Here is a 16,300-nt window from a genome sequence, read left to right as displayed (position 1 = left end):
AGAGTCTATGCAGACTGCAAAGAAAAGCATGGATTAAGGTTTACGAGAATAAGAGGACTAAAGAAAAATCAACAGGAATCGTTGATTATTTTTGGCTGCCATAATTTAGGCAAATTGGCAAGAATGAAAAAAAGGAGAGGTCTCATAAATACGACCTCACCGAACAAAAAAGAAAGACATATAAGGAAAATAGTACAAATTTATCAATTTGCATAAAAAATAAAAAGAAGTGGTAGATTTAATAAAAAATTCTACCACTTTGTCAACAGCCTGAAAGGTATGATTGATTATCATACCTTTTTTTTATCGACGGATGTGTTTAACTATGGTATAATATTTTCAAAGTGCAGGTGGTTTTATGAAAATACAGTTGAATTTAGATAGCTTGGCTGTTCTTTTATTTTGTGGAGATTTAGTTGTAGATAATACTGCTGCTTTAACACAGGATGAATGGCTGACTGTTGAACGAAAATTAAAAAGTTCATCAAGAAAAACGCCATCTAAATTATTTGGTATGAATAAAGATACATTGATTGATATATTGGGAATAGAAGAATACATTGCCTATAAAATGATAGCACGTTTAACGACAATTAATGATCTTCTTTTTGCTTTAGCGAATTTAGAAAATGAAGGTATATCTCTCACAACGAAATATGAAGATAATTATCCTAAAATATTAACATCTAAACTCAAAAAAAGAGCACCTTTATATCTTTATTATGTTGGTGATTTATCCATTACAGAAAATCATATGGTATCTGTTGTAGGACCACAGGAACTTGAAAAAAGATTAAATACTTATACAAAGAATATTGTGACAAAGATTTATGATGAAGAAAAAGTTCTGGTTGCTAATGGAACAAAGGGAACAGATGCATATGCATTGAAAACTTTTTTAAATTTAGGTGGAAATGCAATCTGTTTTGTAAGTGATCATATGTTTGATAAGAAAAAGTCTTATTCAAAACATATTAAAGAAGGACGTTTATTGTTGTTGAGTGCTGTTGATCCATTTGCATATTTTAATGTAACGAATGCTTTGGATCGTAATATTTATGTGTGTGGTTTAAGTGATGTTCAAATTATTACAGCGACACATATTAATAGTGGGGCTGTCTGGTTTACAACGATTCAAAATTTCCATTATCATTGGACAAAACAAATGGTTTTAGATGATAGTCGTTATGGTGGAAATATTCGTTTATTGGAAATGGGAGCTATTAAAATAAGTTATGATGATATTTTATCATTATTAACACTTGATCAGATTATTGAAAAGAATGAAGTTGTTAAGGAGGAGGAAGAAGTTCTTGTAGATCAAATGTCTATCTATGAGTTCTTGGATGAATAATATGTTAAATAGGTTGATATGGCAATTTAAGAAAGCTCCAATTACAGTTTCTCTGATTGGTATATGTATTATTGTTTATATTTTAAGTTTTTTTCTGTTTGGTGAAGAAATGAATGCATTAGAAGGATTGTATTTTGGTGGATTTAATCCAGTTTATATACAGCTATCGCATGAATATTATCGCTTGTTGTCCGCAAACTTTATTCATTTTGGCATTCTTCATTTAGCAGTGAACTGTTATTCATTATATGGACTGGGATTGTTTATTGAAAAATCATTGGGTTTAAAAAAATATTTGATTTTGATTTTAGTCAGTGCTTTGACAACAACAGGTTTACCTTATTTATTTTATCTCATCACTGGTTATGGCGCAAATGTTGTAAGTGGAGGTATCAGTGGTGTGATTTTTGGATTAATTGGTGCTTTAGGAGCATTAGCACTGCGCTATAAATATATTTATATGGATATTTTTAAGCAGTTGGCACCTAATATTATTTTAATGCTTATAATTTCTTTTATTATACCATCTATTTCACTTTCTGGGCATTTAGCTGGACTTATTGGTGGTTTTGTTTGTACATATATTTTATTGATGATCAAACATCAAAAACATCTTATACATTAACAGGAGGGTTTTATGTCATTTCAAGATAAATATAAAGAATATAAAGAAAGACAAGAAGCAAAGAAATATTTTCGTTCTAATAATGATCAATTTCTTGACAGTACACAGTGGAGTAAAGTTATTGGGATTGGACTATTGACAGCGATTGCAGCTGGGGTTGTTTTAGGAATTGTGATTCACTCTTTACATATTACTTCATCATTATTTTATATTATATGTGCTTTGGTTGTTGCTGGAGCAGTGACTAAAATATCACAAATTCATTCATCACAAATGGCTATTTTAAGTGTGATTTTAACTGTTATCTGTTATGTCGTGGGAGAAATGACTATGATCTATCTTCCTTTACATGAAGCAGGTATGGGTATGCAATTTATATCATTGTTAGATATTTTCACTTTAAGTGTTCGTTCACTGTTTGTAGGAGATTTGTTTACAACAGTTGTTGCACTTATTGGATTATTTATTGCTTATGCTTCAGCAAAGTAAAAACCCGAATTTTTCGGGTTTTTAACATTTTGAAGGAAAATCAGGTTGATAATATTTTTGAACATATTCTTCATAAAGTTCTCTAAATCTTTCATAATGAACAATTTCACGTTGTCGTAAGAAAGATAATGGAGCAAGTAAATCAGGATCACGTGTTTGGTTCATCAAGTTTTCATAAACGGCTCTGGCTTTTTGTTCAGCAGCACAATCTTCCGCTAAATCAGCAACAGGATCACCAGTTGATGAAAAGACCATAGCATTAAATGGAACACCATTGGCATCATTAGGGAATAAAGCACAGCCATGCTCAGTATAATAACTTTGTAAACCAGCAGCTTTAATTTCTTCCATTGTTGCTCCCTGTGTTAATTGATAAACCATTGTTGATACCATTTCCATATGTCCAAGTTCTTCAGTACCGATATCGGTTAATAAAGCTTTTCCTTTTTCATCAGGCATTGTATAACGTTGTGTAATATAACGTGTTGAAGCAGCAAGTTCACCATTAGGTCCACCAAATTGTGTAATGATGAATTTGGCCATAGATAAATCTTTATTTTTAATGGAAATAGGATATTGTAATTTCTTACTATAAATCCACATTTTTAAACCTCCTTAATCTTTTTGATATTCCCAAGGCCAAGGACCTTGTATCCATTCAAATGGGATTTTATTTTGAGTGTTTTGTACTTCTAAAGGACCATATCTCTTTTCAAATACATCTTGGCTTTGTTTTGCCTTTTGAATATATTGTTCATATAATTGAATCATTTTTTCATCATGAGGATGCATATCTAAATAGAGATTGATTTCATGTGCTACAAAATAATACATCTGAACTTCTAGTAACGCTTGTTGACGTGCATTTTCAGGTTGTAGACAATAATTAGAAAATCCCTGATAAGACATATAGAGATCTTTAAATAAATTACCTAATGAAATAGCTTCCTGTGGATCAAAAAGAACAGGTTGACATTGTCTTGTTTGATTTGACATATAAAATGGTGAAAAACAGTTTTTATCTTCTTGAAAAATATTCATATTAACCTCCTTCCATCATAACATATGATTTGATTTATAAAACGATAAGGACACATGTTTATTTTCAGTTCATATTTTGTTTTTATAATAAAATAGAAAGGTGGCTGGTTTTATGAAAGTTCAAGTTGTTTATACAACGCATTGCAAAGATGCAAAACTTTTAGCAGAAGACATGGCAAGATATGCACGAACTTATGCCAAACCAATAACAGATTTTTCTTTTCAGGAAGACATTGATCTTCTGGTTATTGGATTTGAAGAATATCCATGTTTAAAAGATAAAGAATTAGAAAATTTTATATGTCAGCTATCTCGTCAACATATTCGTAATCTGGCATTATTTAACTTATTTTGTTTTAAAAGCAAAGAAATGGAAAAAATCATTCAATTATGTTTAAAACAGGATTTACCATTAATGAGAGAAACATATTCTTGTAAGAAGTCATTTAAAACAAAACATCATTTAGATGATGATATCATCTCTGGTGGTCGTGTATATATTGAAGATATGGTAAATATTTGTAATCATTATTATTGAGCTATCTATGGAATAGCTTTTTTTTGTATTTTATTTGTGATACAATATCTTTCATAAAAGGGGGAATATGAATGTCAAAGAAATATCAATTTGAAACATTGCAGATACATGCAGGACAAAAACCTGATCCTGTAACAAAAGCAACAGGTGTACCACTTTATTTATCTAATGCTTTTACATTTGATAGTGCTGATCAGGCAAAAAATATTTTTGCCTTAGAAGAAGGTGGCTATTTTTATTCACGTTTATCTAATCCAACGGTAGATGTTCTACAACAAAGAATGGCTGCTTTAGATGGTGGTGTAGGAGCGATTGCTTTTGCTTCTGGCACAGCAGCTATCATGGGATTGATTATGACTGTCTGCCAAAGTGGTGATGAAATTATTGCTGCAAATAATTTATATGGTGGAACAATTGGTTCATTATCAGGAACAATGCAGGGAATGGGATTTACTTCTCATTTTGTTAATCCACGTGATTTGGATACTATGGAGAACTTAATTAATGAGAAAACAAAAATGATATTTGTTGAATCTGTAGGTAATCCTAATGGAGATATGTTAGATTTTGATGCGATTAGTGAAATCTGTCATCGTCATCATCTATTATTTGTTGTAGATAATACGACACCAACGCCTTATTTATTTAGACCTATTGAACATGGTGCTGATTTGGTTGTTTATTCTACGACAAAATATATTGCTGGACATGGAAATGTTATGGGAGGAATCATTGTGGATAGTGGCCGTTTTGATTGGCATAATGAAAGATACCCATTGATGACAACACCTGATAAAGCTTACCATGATATTGTTTATGCAGATTTAGGACAAGAGGCTTTTTGTACCAAAGCTGTTGCGAAAACATTGCGAGATTTAGGTGGATGTATGTCGCCATTTAATGCATATATGACTTTACTTGGATTAGAAACATTATCTTTACGTATGGATAAACATGTTGAAAATTCAAGAAAGATTGCTGAGTTTTTACAAAATCATGAAAAAGTGGAATGGGTAAGCTATGCTGAGTTAAAAGGCCATTCATCATATGATTTATGTCAGAAATATTTTCCAAAAGGTTTTGGAGGATTGTTTACTTTTGGAGTAAAGGGTGGTTTAGAAGCTGGAAAATCAGTTATTAATCATATTCAACTTTTTACTCATGTTACAAATTTTGCTGATTCTAGAAGTCTACTCACACATCCTGCATCAACAACACATGCTCAAATGAGTGAAGAAGAAAGATTAGCTGGAGGAGTGCAACAAGGAACAATTCGTATTTCTGTAGGATTAGAGAATGTTGATGATCTGATTGCTGATTTAAATCAAGCATTTGATCAAATTTAATCAATAAAAAAGCCTTATGAAATAAATTCCATAGGGCTTCTTTATTCAACAATCATAGCATTAGGCAAAGGTGCCTTAGGATTGTTCTTATTGAAATGATCATAGAAAAGAACACCGTCAAAATGATCGAGTTCATGTTGTAAACAAATAGATAAAAATCCTCTTGCAACAATAGTGACATCTTGATGTGTTAAAACATCATATCCTTTGACAGTTACTTTTGCATGTCTAGGAACATATCCATCTTTTTCCTCATTGACACTTAAACATCCTTCACCATCTTTTAAATAAGATTGTTTTTCTGTATAAGAAACAATTTTAGGATTAACAAGAGCATAGTCATCGGCTTTTTTTATATTTCCATCCTGATCGTATGTCAAAACATGAATAGCACACATTCTTTTTAAAATACCTAATTGTACTGCTGCGATTCCAACGGCAGGACGTAATTGATATTTTTCAGAAAGCTCTTCATCTTGTGAATTCACAAGAAATTCATGCATATCTAATAATAATTGTTCGTCTTCCTGGCTAAGAGGCATCTCTACAGGTTGAGAAATCTCACGAATCAAAGGATGATGATCATCAATAATATCTTTCATTAAAATCATGTTGTTAATCACCTCGCCATGTATTGTATCATAAACGAAAAAAATATGCTAGAAATCTAGCATATTTTTTGGATTAACAAATTTTTGTGCATCCACAGATAATAAGCAATAAGAAGACAACTAAGACAATAGCAAACCAAGTGCAGCCATTATTGCAACTAAATCCACCACAACTTGTTGTCATGACTGGAAAACTGTTGCAGCCACCACATCCAAATGGATTAAATCCAAATGTTGGCATGAAGCTATTGCATCCACATCCTCCGTAATTATAACAAGAGTTCATTGAAATCCCTCCTTTCACTTTAAACTATTCTTTATTTACAAATTTGCTAGTGTTTCTACCCAATTCCTGTTTTATTTTTAATTCATATCATGTATAATATGAAAAAGATAGGAAGTGAAGAAAATGTACGATTATCCGTTGAGTCCATTTTGGGATACCCAAGATATTATTGATGTAATGTCTTTATATAATGCTGTTGAAAAAGCTTATGAAGAAGGTATTTCAAAAGATGAATTTATGACATGTTATCGTCGATATATAAAAGTTGTTGATTCAAAAAGTGAACAAAAACAAATTGATGCTGCTTTTGAAAAGGTTTCACATTATTCAATATATAAAGTTTTTCAAAAAGCTAAAGACAATGATTGGATTGACATGCGATGATAAATTTATTGAAAAGAATTTTTAAAAGACGTGGAGTTGATAAGACAGTTTACTTTTGTGTAGTTATTTTAACCATATATGGTATTGTGATGATTGGAAGTGCTTCAGTTGGTCAATCAGCGAAGATGGGACCTATGTATGCTTCTATGAATATGATTAAACAAGCTATTTTTGTGTTGGGTGGTTTTGCAACGATGATTTTTTTGACACGTTGTTTTAAAAAGAGCTGGGTGAATGCCAATTCAACATGGATCTTTTATGCTATTGGTTTAGTTTTAATGTTAGCTTGTTTATTTTTTGAAGATGGAAAAGGTTCACATGCCTGGATTCGTATTGGCTCATTTACTATACAGCCTGCTGAGTTTATGAAAGTTATTATGATTCTTTTTCTGTCTTTCCATTTTGGAGAAATCGAAGAATATTGTCAGATTCCTCGAAATATCACAAGACAAAAAAAGGAAGAACTTCAAAAAAGAAAATTATGGTATTGTATACTTAGACCTATTTTAGCTATTTTTATTGCCTTTTTTGTTGGTGTCTTTTTACAAAAGGATATGGGAAGCTCTTTAATTATGGCGTTTATCTGTATGATGTTGTTTTTTATTACACCACGTCCATACTATACCAAATATAAAAAACTTGCTTTGATTTTACTGGTTATTGGTTTTATTCTTATATTGTTAAGTGCAACTTTCATATTAAAACCATATCAGTTAGGTCGTATTTATACCTGGTTAAATCCTTTGGGTGATATTGAAGGTGATGGCTGGCAATTAACGAATGCATTGATTGCTTTTGCGACAGGTGGTTTATTTGGAAAAGGGTTTGGATCATCAACTCAAAAGTATGGCTATATACCTGAATCACATAATGACTTTATTGTGGCCATTATTTATGAGGAATTAGGTTTGGTTGGTTTCATGCTGTTTTTAATTCCTTATGTGATTATTATATATAAGATGTTTCATTATGCATTAAGAATTAAGGATACAAAAAGTAAATTAATTCTTTATGGAGTAGGATTATATTTCTTTACTCATTTATTAGTGAATGTTGGAGGAGTTTCTGGCTTTATTCCTATGACAGGAGTTCCATTGTTATTGATTTCTTCAGGGGGTTCTTCAACTTTGGCAGCTATGATGGGATTAGGAATTGCTCAATCTATCATTGCAAAATATAATCGTGATCTTTTAAAAGAACAAATGGAATAAAATTGCATATGTTATTAATGGTGAGAATATGCAAATTGATGATTTTAAAGCTTTTGTGAAAACGATACCAGCTATTCGCGAAGAAGTTGTAAAAGGACGTTATACCTGGCAGCAACTTTATGAATTTTATGTTTTATATGGTGAAGATGACAAAATGTGGGAACCTTATAAACATAATAGGACAGACTTGACTGGGTTGTTAGATATTTTAAAAAATGTTGATTTAGATGCTCTTTCAAAAAGTTTTGAGGGGTTGCAAAAAATCTTAGATCTTGTTGGCACTTTTGTTGTTAAAGAACAACCAAAGTCTCAAAATAGGCAGTGGTACGATGATTAATGAGGAGTTGCGTCAATATTTAAGAATGCACCCAAAATGGTATTTGATTTTATCACGCTATCCTCAAGAGTTTCCAACACTTTTACGACAATATAAAGTAGAAAATAAAATGACTTTTGCTGACCGTATTGAAAGAGTAGGAACTTTATTACAGATGTTAGATATGTTATTGTAGGTGAAAAATATGTATGAAATGATTGATGAACTAATGGATGCTATTTTTAAAACAGAAGAATTTGAAAAATATAATCAGGCACAATGCCATTTGTATCATGATCAGACTGTTGCATTATTATCGAGGTATCAAAGTTTGAAGGAAGATTATTTAAAAATAAAAGACTATCCTGGAGATATTGGGCAACAGTCATTAAAAAAAGAATTACAGCAAGTTCAATATGAGATGAGTCAAAATTCTTTTATTCAGAATTATTATCAGGCTTATGATCAATTGAATGACTTGTTAGAAGAAGTCACATGTATTGTTTTTAAGAATATAAGTGATGATTTACAAATAGAACGTTTTCAGTTGTGAGGTATAATTCATGAGAGTCATTGCAGGAAAATTAAAGAGTCGTCAACTTAAAAGTGTTGATTCTAAATTAACACGACCTACAACAGATAAAAACAAAGAAAATTTATTCAATATGATAGGTCCTTATTTTCAAGGTGGTACATGTTTAGATTTGTTCGCTGGTAGTGGTGGACTTGGAATTGAGGCTATTAGTCGTGGTATGGATCAATTGTATAGTGTTGATAAACAATATCGTGCTTTTTTAACAGTGAAAGACAATGTAAAAGCATTAAAGATTGAAGATGTTGTTCATATTTATAAGATGGATTATTGGAAAGCTTTATTAAAGTTTGCTCAGGAGAATATTTGCTTTGATTTGGTTTTACTTGATCCACCTTATAGTATGAAAGTTCATCAGAAAATATTAGATTTTCTGGTTGAAAATCATATGTTGAATGATGATTGTATTATTGTTATAGAAGATTTAAAAGAAGAAGCCATTGATGTTAAAGAACCATTTATATTAAAGAAACAACAAATTTATGGGATTACATCTTTACAAATATTAATATATAAGGAGAATAAATCATGAATGCAGTATATGCTGGAACATTTGATCCGGTTACATGTGGTCATTTGGATATTATTGAACGTGCAAGTAAGATGTATGATGTTTTGTATGTCACTATATTTATCAATCCGCAAAAAACAACATTGTTTTCTCTTGAAGAACGTTTGGCGCTTTTAAAAGAGGTGACAAAAACTTATACTAATGTTCGTGTGGATTTTAGTGATGATTTAGCAGTATCTTATGCTAAAAAAATGAATGCACCCATACTGGTACGAGGTTTACGTGCAACGATGGATTTTGAATATGAATTACAGTTGGCCTTTTCAAATCAATATTTAGATGATAGTGTGGATATGATTTTTTTAATGACGAGGCCTAATCATTCTTATATTTCTTCTTCATCAGTCAAAGAAATTGCTTCACACCATCGTTGTGTAACAGGCTTGGTACCACCGATTGTGGAAAAAGCATTACATGAAAAATTTGGGTAATATAAATAAGGGAGGATCTATGAAAAGAATTGTTGATTTAAATGAATTGTCTTTAGAACAGATTCAAAATATTATTGATGAGGCTATTGCTTTTAAAAATGGTAAAGTGATTGATTATCACCAAAAGAAAGTTGTTGCCAATCTTTTTTTTGAGCCATCAACAAGAACTCATTATAGTTTTGATATGGCTGCTGGTAATTTAGGCTGCCGTACTCAAAATTTTGAGGCTAGTAATTCAAGTTTAAAGAAAGGTGAAACTTTGTATGATACTTGTAAATTATTTGAAAGTATCGGTTGTGATGCTTTAGTTATTCGTCATCCTGAAGAAGATTATTTTAAACAGCTAGAAAAGCTTAATGTTCCTATTTTAAATGCTGGTGATGGTAAAGGAAATCATCCTTCACAATCTTTACTTGATTTAATGACTATTAAAGAAGAATTTGGACATTTTGAAGGATTAAATGTTGTTATTGTGGGTGATATTTTACATTCACGTGTCGCTCATTCTAATTATCATGTTATGCAAAGACTTGGTATGAATGTATATACTTCTGGACCATTGGAATATAAACAGGAAGGCTACAACTATGTTGATTTTGATGATGTTATTGAAGACATGGACATTGTTATGCTTTTAAGAGTTCAACATGAACGTCATGTTGGAGATGAAAATTTTTCTAAAGAAAAATATCATCAGATTTATGGATTATCTTTAGAAAGATATCAACGTTTAAAGGAAACAGCTATTATTATGCATCCTGCTCCTATTAATCGTGATGTAGAAATTAAAGACGAATTGGTAGAAAGTGAGAAGAGTCGTATTTTTACACAAATGCAAAATGGTGTTTTTGTAAGAATGGCAATGCTTCATAAGGTATTAGAAAATGAATAATTACTTATTAAAAAACGCTTATTTATATAATCAGGGTATTTTTCAAAAAACAGATATTTTAGTCAAAGATGGTTATATTGAAGAGATATCTTCAAATATCGAAAACGGTGATATGCCTGTCATTGATTTACAAGGTAAGTTGGTTTCACATAATTTTATAGATATACATACACATTTAAGAGAACCAGGATATGAACATAAAGAAACAATTCATACAGGAAGTTTAAGTGCATTGTATGGTGGATATGGTACAATTGTAGCTATGGCGAACACAAATCCATGTATGGATGATATTGAAACAGTTTTAGATTTTAAACATAGGGTTGAACAAGATGGTTGTGTTAACATCTATACATATAGTGCAATCACTCAAAATCTTCAAGGTCAGAAATTAGTAGATATGGCACGTCTTATTGATGAAGATATAGTCGTAGGTTTTTCTGATGATGGTAAAGGTGTTCAAAGTGATGAGATGATGGAATTGGCTATGCAGTTGGCAAGTAATTTAGATTCTATTATTGTCGCTCATTGTGAAGATGAAAGTGAGCTGCATGGTGGTTGTATACATGAAGGACGTTATGCTAAAGAACATCATTTAATAGGTATTAATAGTGCTTCAGAGTATAAGCAGGTAGCAAGAGATTTAGAGATAGTGAGGCAATATCACAATCGTTATCATGTTTGTCATATTTCTACAAAAGAAACTGTAGCTTTATTAAATGAAGCTCAAAAAGAAGGTTTATCTGTATCAGGTGAAGCTTCACCACATCATTTAATTTTAACAGAAGACAATATTAAAGATTGTCATCCTAATTTTAAGATGAATCCACCACTTAGAAGTCAAGAAGATCATCAGGCACTTATTCAAGGACTCAATGATCGTACAATCACAGTTATTGCTACTGATCATGCGCCACACGCTAGAGATGAAAAGAATACATCTATTCAAAATGCACCGTTTGGTATTATAGGTTTACAACATGCATTTCCATTATTATATACTTATTTAGTTAAGAAAAATCTGGTTTCTTTAGAAACAATTCTAGATGCTTTAACAGTTGGACCAGCTCAAGTTTTACATTTTGACTGTCAAGTTCAAACTGGTTCTTTAGCTAATTTATGTATTTTTGACCTTGATCAATCTTTTACGATTGAAGAAAAGGACTTGAAATCAAAATCAGCCAACACACCATTTTTAGGAACAACATGTTATGGTCGTATTTTTGCTAATATTTTGAATGGTGAATTTATAAATTTGGAGGAAAAATAAATGGAAAACTATCAGGGAATAATGACAATTGTTTCTAAAAAAGAACTTGTCAAAGATGTATATGAAATGGTTTTAGAAGGTGAAGCTGCAAAGTTTATTCAAACACCAGGACAATTTATTAATGTCAAAATTAATGACTCATTACAGCCTTATTTAAGAAGACCCATGAGTATTTGTGCTTATGATGAAAATCATATCACTATTATTTTTAAAGTTGTTGGAGAAGGAACACAGATTCTTTCACAGAAAAATATTGGTGATACTTTAGACTGTTTAACAGGACTTGGAAATGGCTTTTTAGATTTTCAGGCTCAAAAGGCAGTTGTGATTGGTGGAGGATTAGGTGTGCCACCGATGTATAATTTAGCAAAAACTTTAAAAAATCATGGTGTTGAAGTTCAGGCTGTACTTGGATTTAATAGTCAAAATGATATTTTCTATCAAAAGGAATTTATGGACATTTGTCCTACATATATAGCAACTATGGATGGAAGTGTTGGCGTTAAAGGGACTGTTATTGATGCTTTAAAAGAAAATCATATTGAATTTGATAAATATTATGCTTGTGGACCTGAAAAAATGCTTGATGCTTTGGTTTTAACATATCCTGAAAATGGTTATCTTTCATTTGAAGCGCGTATGGGATGTGGTTTTGGGGCTTGTATGGGATGTTCATGTAAAGTCAAGACAAAACCATATAAACGTATTTGTGTTGAAGGACCAGTGTTAATGTCAAGTGAGGTGATTGTCAATGGCTAATTTAAGAGTTGAATTACCTGGATTAAACATGAAAAATCCAGTTATTCCAGCAAGTGGAACATTTGGTTTTGGATATGAGTTTACAAAATTTTATGATATCAACTGTTTAGGTTCGATGATGTTAAAGGGAACAACTTTAGAACCACGTTATGGAAATCCTTTACCAAGAATCGCAGAGGGACCAAGTGGAATGTTAAATGCTATTGGTTTACAAAATCCAGGTGTGGATGCAGTGATACATGAAGAATTAGAAAAATTACGTCCATTATACAATGATAAAGTTATTGCTAATATTGGGGGTAGTGCTATTGATGATTATGTTGAAACTGCTAAACGTCTATCTAAACATGATATGGTAGGGGCATTAGAACTTAATATTTCTTGTCCTAACGTACATGCGGGAGGAATTCAATTTGGAACTCATCCGGACATGGCTGCCGCAGTGACAAAGGCTGTAAAAGCAGTGAGTCAAAAACCTGTTTATGTAAAACTTTCTCCAAATGTCACTGATATAGTTGCTATGGCAAAAGCAGTTGAAGCAGCTGGAGCAGATGGAATTACAATGATTAATACAATGATAGGAATGCGTTTTGATATCAAAACAGGAAGACCAATTATTGCAAATAAAACAGGTGGATATAGTGGACCAGCTATTTTTCCAGTGGCTTTACGTATGGTTTATCAAGTGACTCAGGCAGTGTCTATTCCTGTTATTGGAATGGGTGGGATTGCCACTGGTAAGGATGCTATTGAAATGATGATAGCAGGAGCTAGTGCAGTGGCTGTAGGTTGTCAAAACCTTGTTGATCCTTATGCTTGTCCTAAAATCATTCAGGAAATGAATGATATTTTGGATGACATGGGTATTGAAGATATTCATGAGATTATTGGAAAATCACATCAATATAAATAATGATTGAAATATATGAAAATGGACATACTAGAAATGGTGAATAGTATGTCCATTTATTTTCAACTTTTTTTAGCAAGCTTTTTTTGGGGAAGTAATGTTATTGTTATGAAATTATTGCTGAATCAGCTTCCTTTTTTATTTTTAGCATTTTTAAGAGTCTTATTATCTTTTTTATTTTTAGGTTTATATATTTGTTTTACTCATATTCCTTTACATTGTCCAAATAAGAAGAAATTAATCATTATTGCACTTCTATCTATATATTTAAACTTCTATTTTACTTTCTTGGGTATGAATCAAGTGAAAGGGGTAGATAATGCATTTATGAATGCTTTATCTCCAACAGTAACTTTCTTATTATCATTTCTTTTTTTAAGAAATCATTATACATTTAAAGAATGGATAGCTATGTTTTTATCATTATTTGCTTTTTTACTGTCTATTCATTTTCAGATTTTTTCAATACAGATTGGATTCTTTTATCTTCTGCTTGGTATGATTCTCTATATTTCTGGTAATATTCTTATTCAAAAATGGAATATTTCTCATAGTATAAGTTTTACTTTTTTTGAATTGTTATTTGGCTCTCTTTTTTTACTTGGACATTGTTTGTTAGATGGACAATTGAGATTTTATCAGTTAAGTTCGTTAAATATATGGGACTGGATTTTATTTTTGATTATTTCTGGTCTAGGGTTTGCTTTTATACAAATCACTTATATGAAAGCTATTCAACAAATCGGTGCTGTTCAAACAAGTTTCTTTTTAAGTTTAAATCCTGTGTTTACTTATATAGAATCCTTAATATTTTTAAATGAAAGTTTTGATTTGATGCATTTTATCAGTTTTTTATTATTAATGCTTTCTTTGATTATGATACAAAAAAAGAAAACTTCATGAGTTTTCTTCGTAATAGTGTATGAGAGCCTGTGTTCCTAGATTGTCTTCTTGAAGACTTTGATACATTTGTAAGACAGTATTTAAGACAGGAAGTTCTTGATGATCCATTTCCTCTTTAGCAATTTTTAAATCTTTGATAAAATGCTTGATATAAAACCCTGGCTGAAACTGTTCATCAATCATCGCTTGTCCATTATGTTCTAACTGCCAGCTGGCAGCGGCACCTTTGGTGATACATTGCATCAATATATCCATATCTAATTGATGTTCTTTGGCATAGTGAATGGCTTCACTGACACCTGCAATGGTTCCAGCAATCACTATCTGATTAGCCATTTTGGCATGTTGACCCATACCGCTTGTTCCTACATATAGACTTGTACCTAGGATATCTAATATTTTTTGAACTTTTTGAAAAGTTGTATAGTCTCCACCAACCATAATAGAGAGTGTTGCATTTTTGGCTCCTAAATCTCCTCCAGATACGGGAGCATCTAAACTTTCTAACTGATGTGCTTTGGCATCGTTATAAATTGCTTTTGCAAGTTTTGGCGATGATGTTGTCAAATCTATAAGAATAGCTCCTGGCTTTGCATTGTTTATGATTCCTTTTGGACCATAATAAATATCTTTAACATCATGAGGGTAGCCTACCATTGTCATAATTATGTCTTGATTTTGTATACAGTCATAAACACTGTCTTTCCAGGTAATACCAAGATTTATTAAATCTTGTACCTTGCTTTTAGTACGTGTATAGATTGTTACATCATATCCAGCGCTAGTAAGATGTTGAACCATAGGTTTACCCATAACGCCAACACCAATAAATGCTATTTTATTCATGAAATATCCTGGTATATTATAATTGACTCATTTATCAGTCATTAAAATATACCTTCTCCTTTCTATCAACTTTATTAATACGTAGTTGATGACGTTTAGGTTTATATGTAAAATTGAAATATGTGTTTGTGGATTTGTATTTTTCCTTGTGGCTTTGACTACTTCAAGGAGGTTTGGACCACTCACTTATTCCTCAATAACGATGAGTTAGATGAGTCTTTGAATTCGCATTTTGAACCAGGTTTTATGGTCTAAGTGTTGTGGGTACCACATCACATGAAATTTATTTGAAAGGATGGTTTTTATGAAATTAGTTGGTATTGATATTGGAAAGCACAAGCATTTCGTCAGTATCGTTGACAAGTTGACTGGTGAAATTATTCTTCAGCCTGTCGCTTTCTCTAATAATGCTCAGGGTTTTGAATTCCTTATCTCTCAGATCGCTCTCTATCCTGTTGATAGCGTTCTTATCGGTATGGAAGATACTGGTCATTATCATTTCGCTTTATTGCGCTTTCTTTTACAGAAAAACTACAACGTCGCTTTGATCAATCCTAAAACTACCGATCTCAATCGTAGAATGGATGGTGGCATCACTAAAAACGATAAACTTGATACTCTTAATATATGCGATATATTAAGCTCAAATAAACTCAAGAAACCTTATCGTTTGACGTCATCTAAGAAATTTGACCTTTATGAACAGAAGCAGCTGACTAGGTTGCATCATTCCCTCAAGGAACAGATTAATGTTCTTTCCAATCGTCTGCAGAAATGCATAGATCTTGTTTTCCCTGAATATAACTCACTTTTTAAATCCAAGTATGGAAAAGTCTATATGTCTATTCTTAAACAGTTCGGCAGTGCAAAGGCTATTGCACAGGCTGACATCAGAACATTACGCAAATGCTTTGATATTACCGGC

The 16,300-nt window shown here is 31.6% G+C and carries 23 protein-coding genes; 18 read left to right on the top strand and 5 right to left on the bottom strand.

Translation table 11 applies throughout. The features are described 5' to 3' along the window. Positions 1–358: 358 nt before the first annotated feature. Genes B5G32_RS11400 through B5G32_RS11390 form a run of 3 tightly spaced genes read left to right on the top strand, consistent with a single transcriptional unit; the run spans position 359 to position 2,468 of the window. The gene (locus B5G32_RS11400; RefSeq protein WP_087936729.1) at positions 359–1,354 is read left to right on the top strand and encodes a DNA-processing protein DprA; all 996 of its coding nucleotides are present in this window, start codon (positions 359–361) and stop codon (positions 1,352–1,354) included. A gap of 1 nt (position 1,355) precedes the next feature. Beyond that, positions 1,356–1,979, top strand: coding sequence for a rhomboid family intramembrane serine protease (locus tag B5G32_RS11395; protein ID WP_224762524.1), 624 nt, complete (start codon positions 1,356–1,358; stop codon positions 1,977–1,979). A gap of 12 nt (positions 1,980–1,991) precedes the next feature. Continuing rightward, positions 1,992–2,468 (top strand): hypothetical protein, encoded by a 477-nt coding sequence (locus tag B5G32_RS11390; RefSeq protein ID WP_087936727.1) that lies wholly within the window; start codon positions 1,992–1,994, stop codon positions 2,466–2,468. Between the two features lie 21 nt (positions 2,469–2,489). Here B5G32_RS11390 and B5G32_RS11385 read toward each other — a convergent pair whose 3' ends face one another. Next, the gene (locus tag B5G32_RS11385) at positions 2,490–3,071 is read right to left on the bottom strand and encodes a manganese catalase family protein (protein ID WP_087245736.1); all 582 of its coding nucleotides are present in this window, start codon (positions 3,069–3,071) and stop codon (positions 2,490–2,492) included. A 12-nt stretch (positions 3,072–3,083) separates the two neighbouring features. Further along, complete coding sequence (locus B5G32_RS11380) at positions 3,084–3,509, bottom strand: spore coat protein CotJB (RefSeq protein ID WP_224759449.1); 426 nt, start codon at positions 3,507–3,509, stop codon at positions 3,084–3,086. Positions 3,510–3,621: 112 nt separating this feature from the next. Between B5G32_RS11380 and B5G32_RS11375 the strand changes: the two genes are divergently transcribed. Beyond that, complete coding sequence (locus tag B5G32_RS11375) at positions 3,622–4,047, top strand: hypothetical protein (RefSeq protein WP_087296625.1); 426 nt, start codon at positions 3,622–3,624, stop codon at positions 4,045–4,047. 71 nt (positions 4,048–4,118) lie between these two features. Beyond that, positions 4,119–5,393, top strand: coding sequence for an O-acetylhomoserine aminocarboxypropyltransferase/cysteine synthase family protein (locus B5G32_RS11370; RefSeq protein WP_087936726.1), 1,275 nt, complete (start codon positions 4,119–4,121; stop codon positions 5,391–5,393). Between the two features lie 41 nt (positions 5,394–5,434). On the opposite strand, the gene def is transcribed toward B5G32_RS11370, so the two are convergent. Together def and B5G32_RS11360 are read right to left on the bottom strand one after the other, a co-directional pair. Continuing rightward, complete coding sequence (gene def, locus B5G32_RS11365; RefSeq protein ID WP_087245914.1) at positions 5,435–6,004, bottom strand: peptide deformylase; 570 nt, start codon at positions 6,002–6,004, stop codon at positions 5,435–5,437. 73 nt (positions 6,005–6,077) lie between these two features. Then, positions 6,078–6,290, bottom strand: coding sequence for a hypothetical protein (locus B5G32_RS11360; protein ID WP_087245912.1), 213 nt, complete (start codon positions 6,288–6,290; stop codon positions 6,078–6,080). A 123-nt stretch (positions 6,291–6,413) separates the two neighbouring features. On the opposite strand from B5G32_RS11360, the gene B5G32_RS11355 reads away from it, so the two are divergent. Genes B5G32_RS11355 through B5G32_RS11300 form a run of 12 tightly spaced genes read left to right on the top strand, consistent with a single transcriptional unit; the run spans position 6,414 to position 14,529 of the window. Then, positions 6,414–6,674 carry a UPF0223 family protein gene (locus tag B5G32_RS11355; RefSeq protein ID WP_087245910.1) on the top strand — a complete coding sequence of 87 codons (261 nt, stop codon included), beginning with the start codon at positions 6,414–6,416 and terminating at the stop codon, positions 6,672–6,674. After that, positions 6,671–7,885: an FtsW/RodA/SpoVE family cell cycle protein gene (locus B5G32_RS11350; RefSeq protein ID WP_087936725.1), complete on the top strand. Its 1,215-nt coding sequence runs from the start codon at positions 6,671–6,673 to the stop codon at positions 7,883–7,885. The genes B5G32_RS11355 and B5G32_RS11350 overlap by 4 nt, the downstream gene beginning before the upstream one ends. 28 nt (positions 7,886–7,913) lie before the next feature. After that, positions 7,914–8,222, top strand: coding sequence for a spore coat protein YlbD (ylbD, locus tag B5G32_RS11345; RefSeq protein ID WP_191340905.1), 309 nt, complete (start codon positions 7,914–7,916; stop codon positions 8,220–8,222). After that, entirely contained in the window at positions 8,215–8,397 is a 183-nt protein-coding gene (locus B5G32_RS11340; protein ID WP_087245906.1) for a YlbE-like family protein, read from the top strand. Before ylbD ends, B5G32_RS11340 begins: the two co-directional genes overlap by 8 nt. Before the next feature lie 9 nt (positions 8,398–8,406). Continuing rightward, positions 8,407–8,754 (top strand): YlbF/YmcA family competence regulator, encoded by a 348-nt coding sequence (locus B5G32_RS11335; RefSeq protein WP_087245904.1) that lies wholly within the window; start codon positions 8,407–8,409, stop codon positions 8,752–8,754. Between the two features lie 10 nt (positions 8,755–8,764). Then, complete coding sequence (rsmD, locus tag B5G32_RS11330) at positions 8,765–9,325, top strand: 16S rRNA (guanine(966)-N(2))-methyltransferase RsmD (protein ID WP_087245902.1); 561 nt, start codon at positions 8,765–8,767, stop codon at positions 9,323–9,325. Beyond that, on the top strand, positions 9,322–9,795 hold the full coding sequence (coaD, locus tag B5G32_RS11325) for a pantetheine-phosphate adenylyltransferase (protein ID WP_087936724.1): 474 nt from the start codon (positions 9,322–9,324) through the stop codon (positions 9,793–9,795). The genes rsmD and coaD overlap by 4 nt, the downstream gene beginning before the upstream one ends. 19 nt (positions 9,796–9,814) lie before the next feature. Beyond that, positions 9,815–10,687: an aspartate carbamoyltransferase catalytic subunit gene (locus B5G32_RS11320; protein WP_087245898.1), complete on the top strand. Its 873-nt coding sequence runs from the start codon at positions 9,815–9,817 to the stop codon at positions 10,685–10,687. Continuing rightward, positions 10,680–11,957: a dihydroorotase gene (locus B5G32_RS11315; protein WP_087936723.1), complete on the top strand. Its 1,278-nt coding sequence runs from the start codon at positions 10,680–10,682 to the stop codon at positions 11,955–11,957. Before B5G32_RS11320 ends, B5G32_RS11315 begins: the two co-directional genes overlap by 8 nt. Beyond that, positions 11,958–12,716: a dihydroorotate dehydrogenase electron transfer subunit gene (locus B5G32_RS11310; protein ID WP_087936722.1), complete on the top strand. Its 759-nt coding sequence runs from the start codon at positions 11,958–11,960 to the stop codon at positions 12,714–12,716. Continuing rightward, a complete protein-coding gene (locus tag B5G32_RS11305) occupies positions 12,709–13,629 on the top strand; it encodes a dihydroorotate dehydrogenase (RefSeq protein ID WP_087296621.1) in 921 nt (306 codons plus the stop codon). The genes B5G32_RS11310 and B5G32_RS11305 overlap by 8 nt, the downstream gene beginning before the upstream one ends. A gap of 45 nt (positions 13,630–13,674) precedes the next feature. Beyond that, positions 13,675–14,529 carry a DMT family transporter gene (locus B5G32_RS11300; protein ID WP_087296620.1) on the top strand — a complete coding sequence of 285 codons (855 nt, stop codon included), beginning with the start codon at positions 13,675–13,677 and terminating at the stop codon, positions 14,527–14,529. Here the strand turns inward: B5G32_RS11300 and B5G32_RS11295 are convergent. Further along, the gene (locus tag B5G32_RS11295) at positions 14,524–15,375 is read right to left on the bottom strand and encodes an NAD(P)-dependent oxidoreductase (RefSeq protein ID WP_087936721.1); all 852 of its coding nucleotides are present in this window, start codon (positions 15,373–15,375) and stop codon (positions 14,524–14,526) included. The two genes, B5G32_RS11300 and B5G32_RS11295, sit on opposite strands and share 6 nt — an antisense overlap. Positions 15,376–15,679: 304 nt before the next feature. Between B5G32_RS11295 and B5G32_RS11290 the strand changes: the two genes are divergently transcribed. After that, positions 15,680–16,300 (top strand): IS110 family transposase (locus B5G32_RS11290; RefSeq protein WP_158094017.1); only part of this gene is annotated, 621 nt, incomplete at its 3' end.

The organism is Massilimicrobiota sp. An80 (assembly GCF_002159255.1).
Taxonomy (GTDB): Bacteria; Bacillota_I; Bacilli_A; order Erysipelotrichales; family Coprobacillaceae; genus Allocoprobacillus; species Allocoprobacillus merdigallinarum.
Note: the sequence above shows the minus strand (reverse complement) of the source record. Positions and strands in the feature narration are given on the sequence as shown.

Bases quoted from the DNA above. Each gene is read 5' to 3' on its own strand.
- rsmD (WP_087245902.1), top strand. From the start codon at position 8,765: ATGAGAGTCATTGCAGGAAAATTAAAGAGTCGTCAACTTAAAAGTGTT.
- B5G32_RS11300 (WP_087296620.1), top strand. From the start codon at position 13,675: ATGTCCATTTATTTTCAACTTTTTTTAGCAAGCTTTTTTTGGGGAAGT.
- def (WP_087245914.1), bottom strand. From the start codon at position 6,004: ATGATTTTAATGAAAGATATTATTGATGATCATCATCCTTTGATTCGT.
- B5G32_RS11315 (WP_087936723.1), top strand. From the start codon at position 10,680: ATGAATAATTACTTATTAAAAAACGCTTATTTATATAATCAGGGTATT.
- B5G32_RS11395 (WP_224762524.1), top strand. From the start codon at position 1,356: ATGTTAAATAGGTTGATATGGCAATTTAAGAAAGCTCCAATTACAGTT.
- B5G32_RS11385 (WP_087245736.1), bottom strand. From the start codon at position 3,071: ATGTGGATTTATAGTAAGAAATTACAATATCCTATTTCCATTAAAAAT.
- B5G32_RS11335 (WP_087245904.1), top strand. From the start codon at position 8,407: ATGTATGAAATGATTGATGAACTAATGGATGCTATTTTTAAAACAGAA.
- B5G32_RS11370 (WP_087936726.1), top strand. From the start codon at position 4,119: ATGTCAAAGAAATATCAATTTGAAACATTGCAGATACATGCAGGACAA.
- ylbD (WP_191340905.1), top strand. From the start codon at position 7,914: ATGCAAATTGATGATTTTAAAGCTTTTGTGAAAACGATACCAGCTATT.
- B5G32_RS11400 (WP_087936729.1), top strand. From the start codon at position 359: ATGAAAATACAGTTGAATTTAGATAGCTTGGCTGTTCTTTTATTTTGT.
- B5G32_RS11295 (WP_087936721.1), bottom strand. From the start codon at position 15,375: ATGAATAAAATAGCATTTATTGGTGTTGGCGTTATGGGTAAACCTATG.
- B5G32_RS11350 (WP_087936725.1), top strand. From the start codon at position 6,671: ATGATAAATTTATTGAAAAGAATTTTTAAAAGACGTGGAGTTGATAAG.
- B5G32_RS11360 (WP_087245912.1), bottom strand. From the start codon at position 6,290: ATGAACTCTTGTTATAATTACGGAGGATGTGGATGCAATAGCTTCATG.
- B5G32_RS11380 (WP_224759449.1), bottom strand. From the start codon at position 3,509: ATGAATATTTTTCAAGAAGATAAAAACTGTTTTTCACCATTTTATATG.
- B5G32_RS11340 (WP_087245906.1), top strand. From the start codon at position 8,215: ATGATTAATGAGGAGTTGCGTCAATATTTAAGAATGCACCCAAAATGG.
- coaD (WP_087936724.1), top strand. From the start codon at position 9,322: ATGAATGCAGTATATGCTGGAACATTTGATCCGGTTACATGTGGTCAT.
- B5G32_RS11310 (WP_087936722.1), top strand. From the start codon at position 11,958: ATGGAAAACTATCAGGGAATAATGACAATTGTTTCTAAAAAAGAACTT.
- B5G32_RS11305 (WP_087296621.1), top strand. From the start codon at position 12,709: ATGGCTAATTTAAGAGTTGAATTACCTGGATTAAACATGAAAAATCCA.
- B5G32_RS11390 (WP_087936727.1), top strand. From the start codon at position 1,992: ATGTCATTTCAAGATAAATATAAAGAATATAAAGAAAGACAAGAAGCA.
- B5G32_RS11320 (WP_087245898.1), top strand. From the start codon at position 9,815: ATGAAAAGAATTGTTGATTTAAATGAATTGTCTTTAGAACAGATTCAA.
- B5G32_RS11375 (WP_087296625.1), top strand. From the start codon at position 3,622: ATGAAAGTTCAAGTTGTTTATACAACGCATTGCAAAGATGCAAAACTT.
- B5G32_RS11355 (WP_087245910.1), top strand. From the start codon at position 6,414: ATGTACGATTATCCGTTGAGTCCATTTTGGGATACCCAAGATATTATT.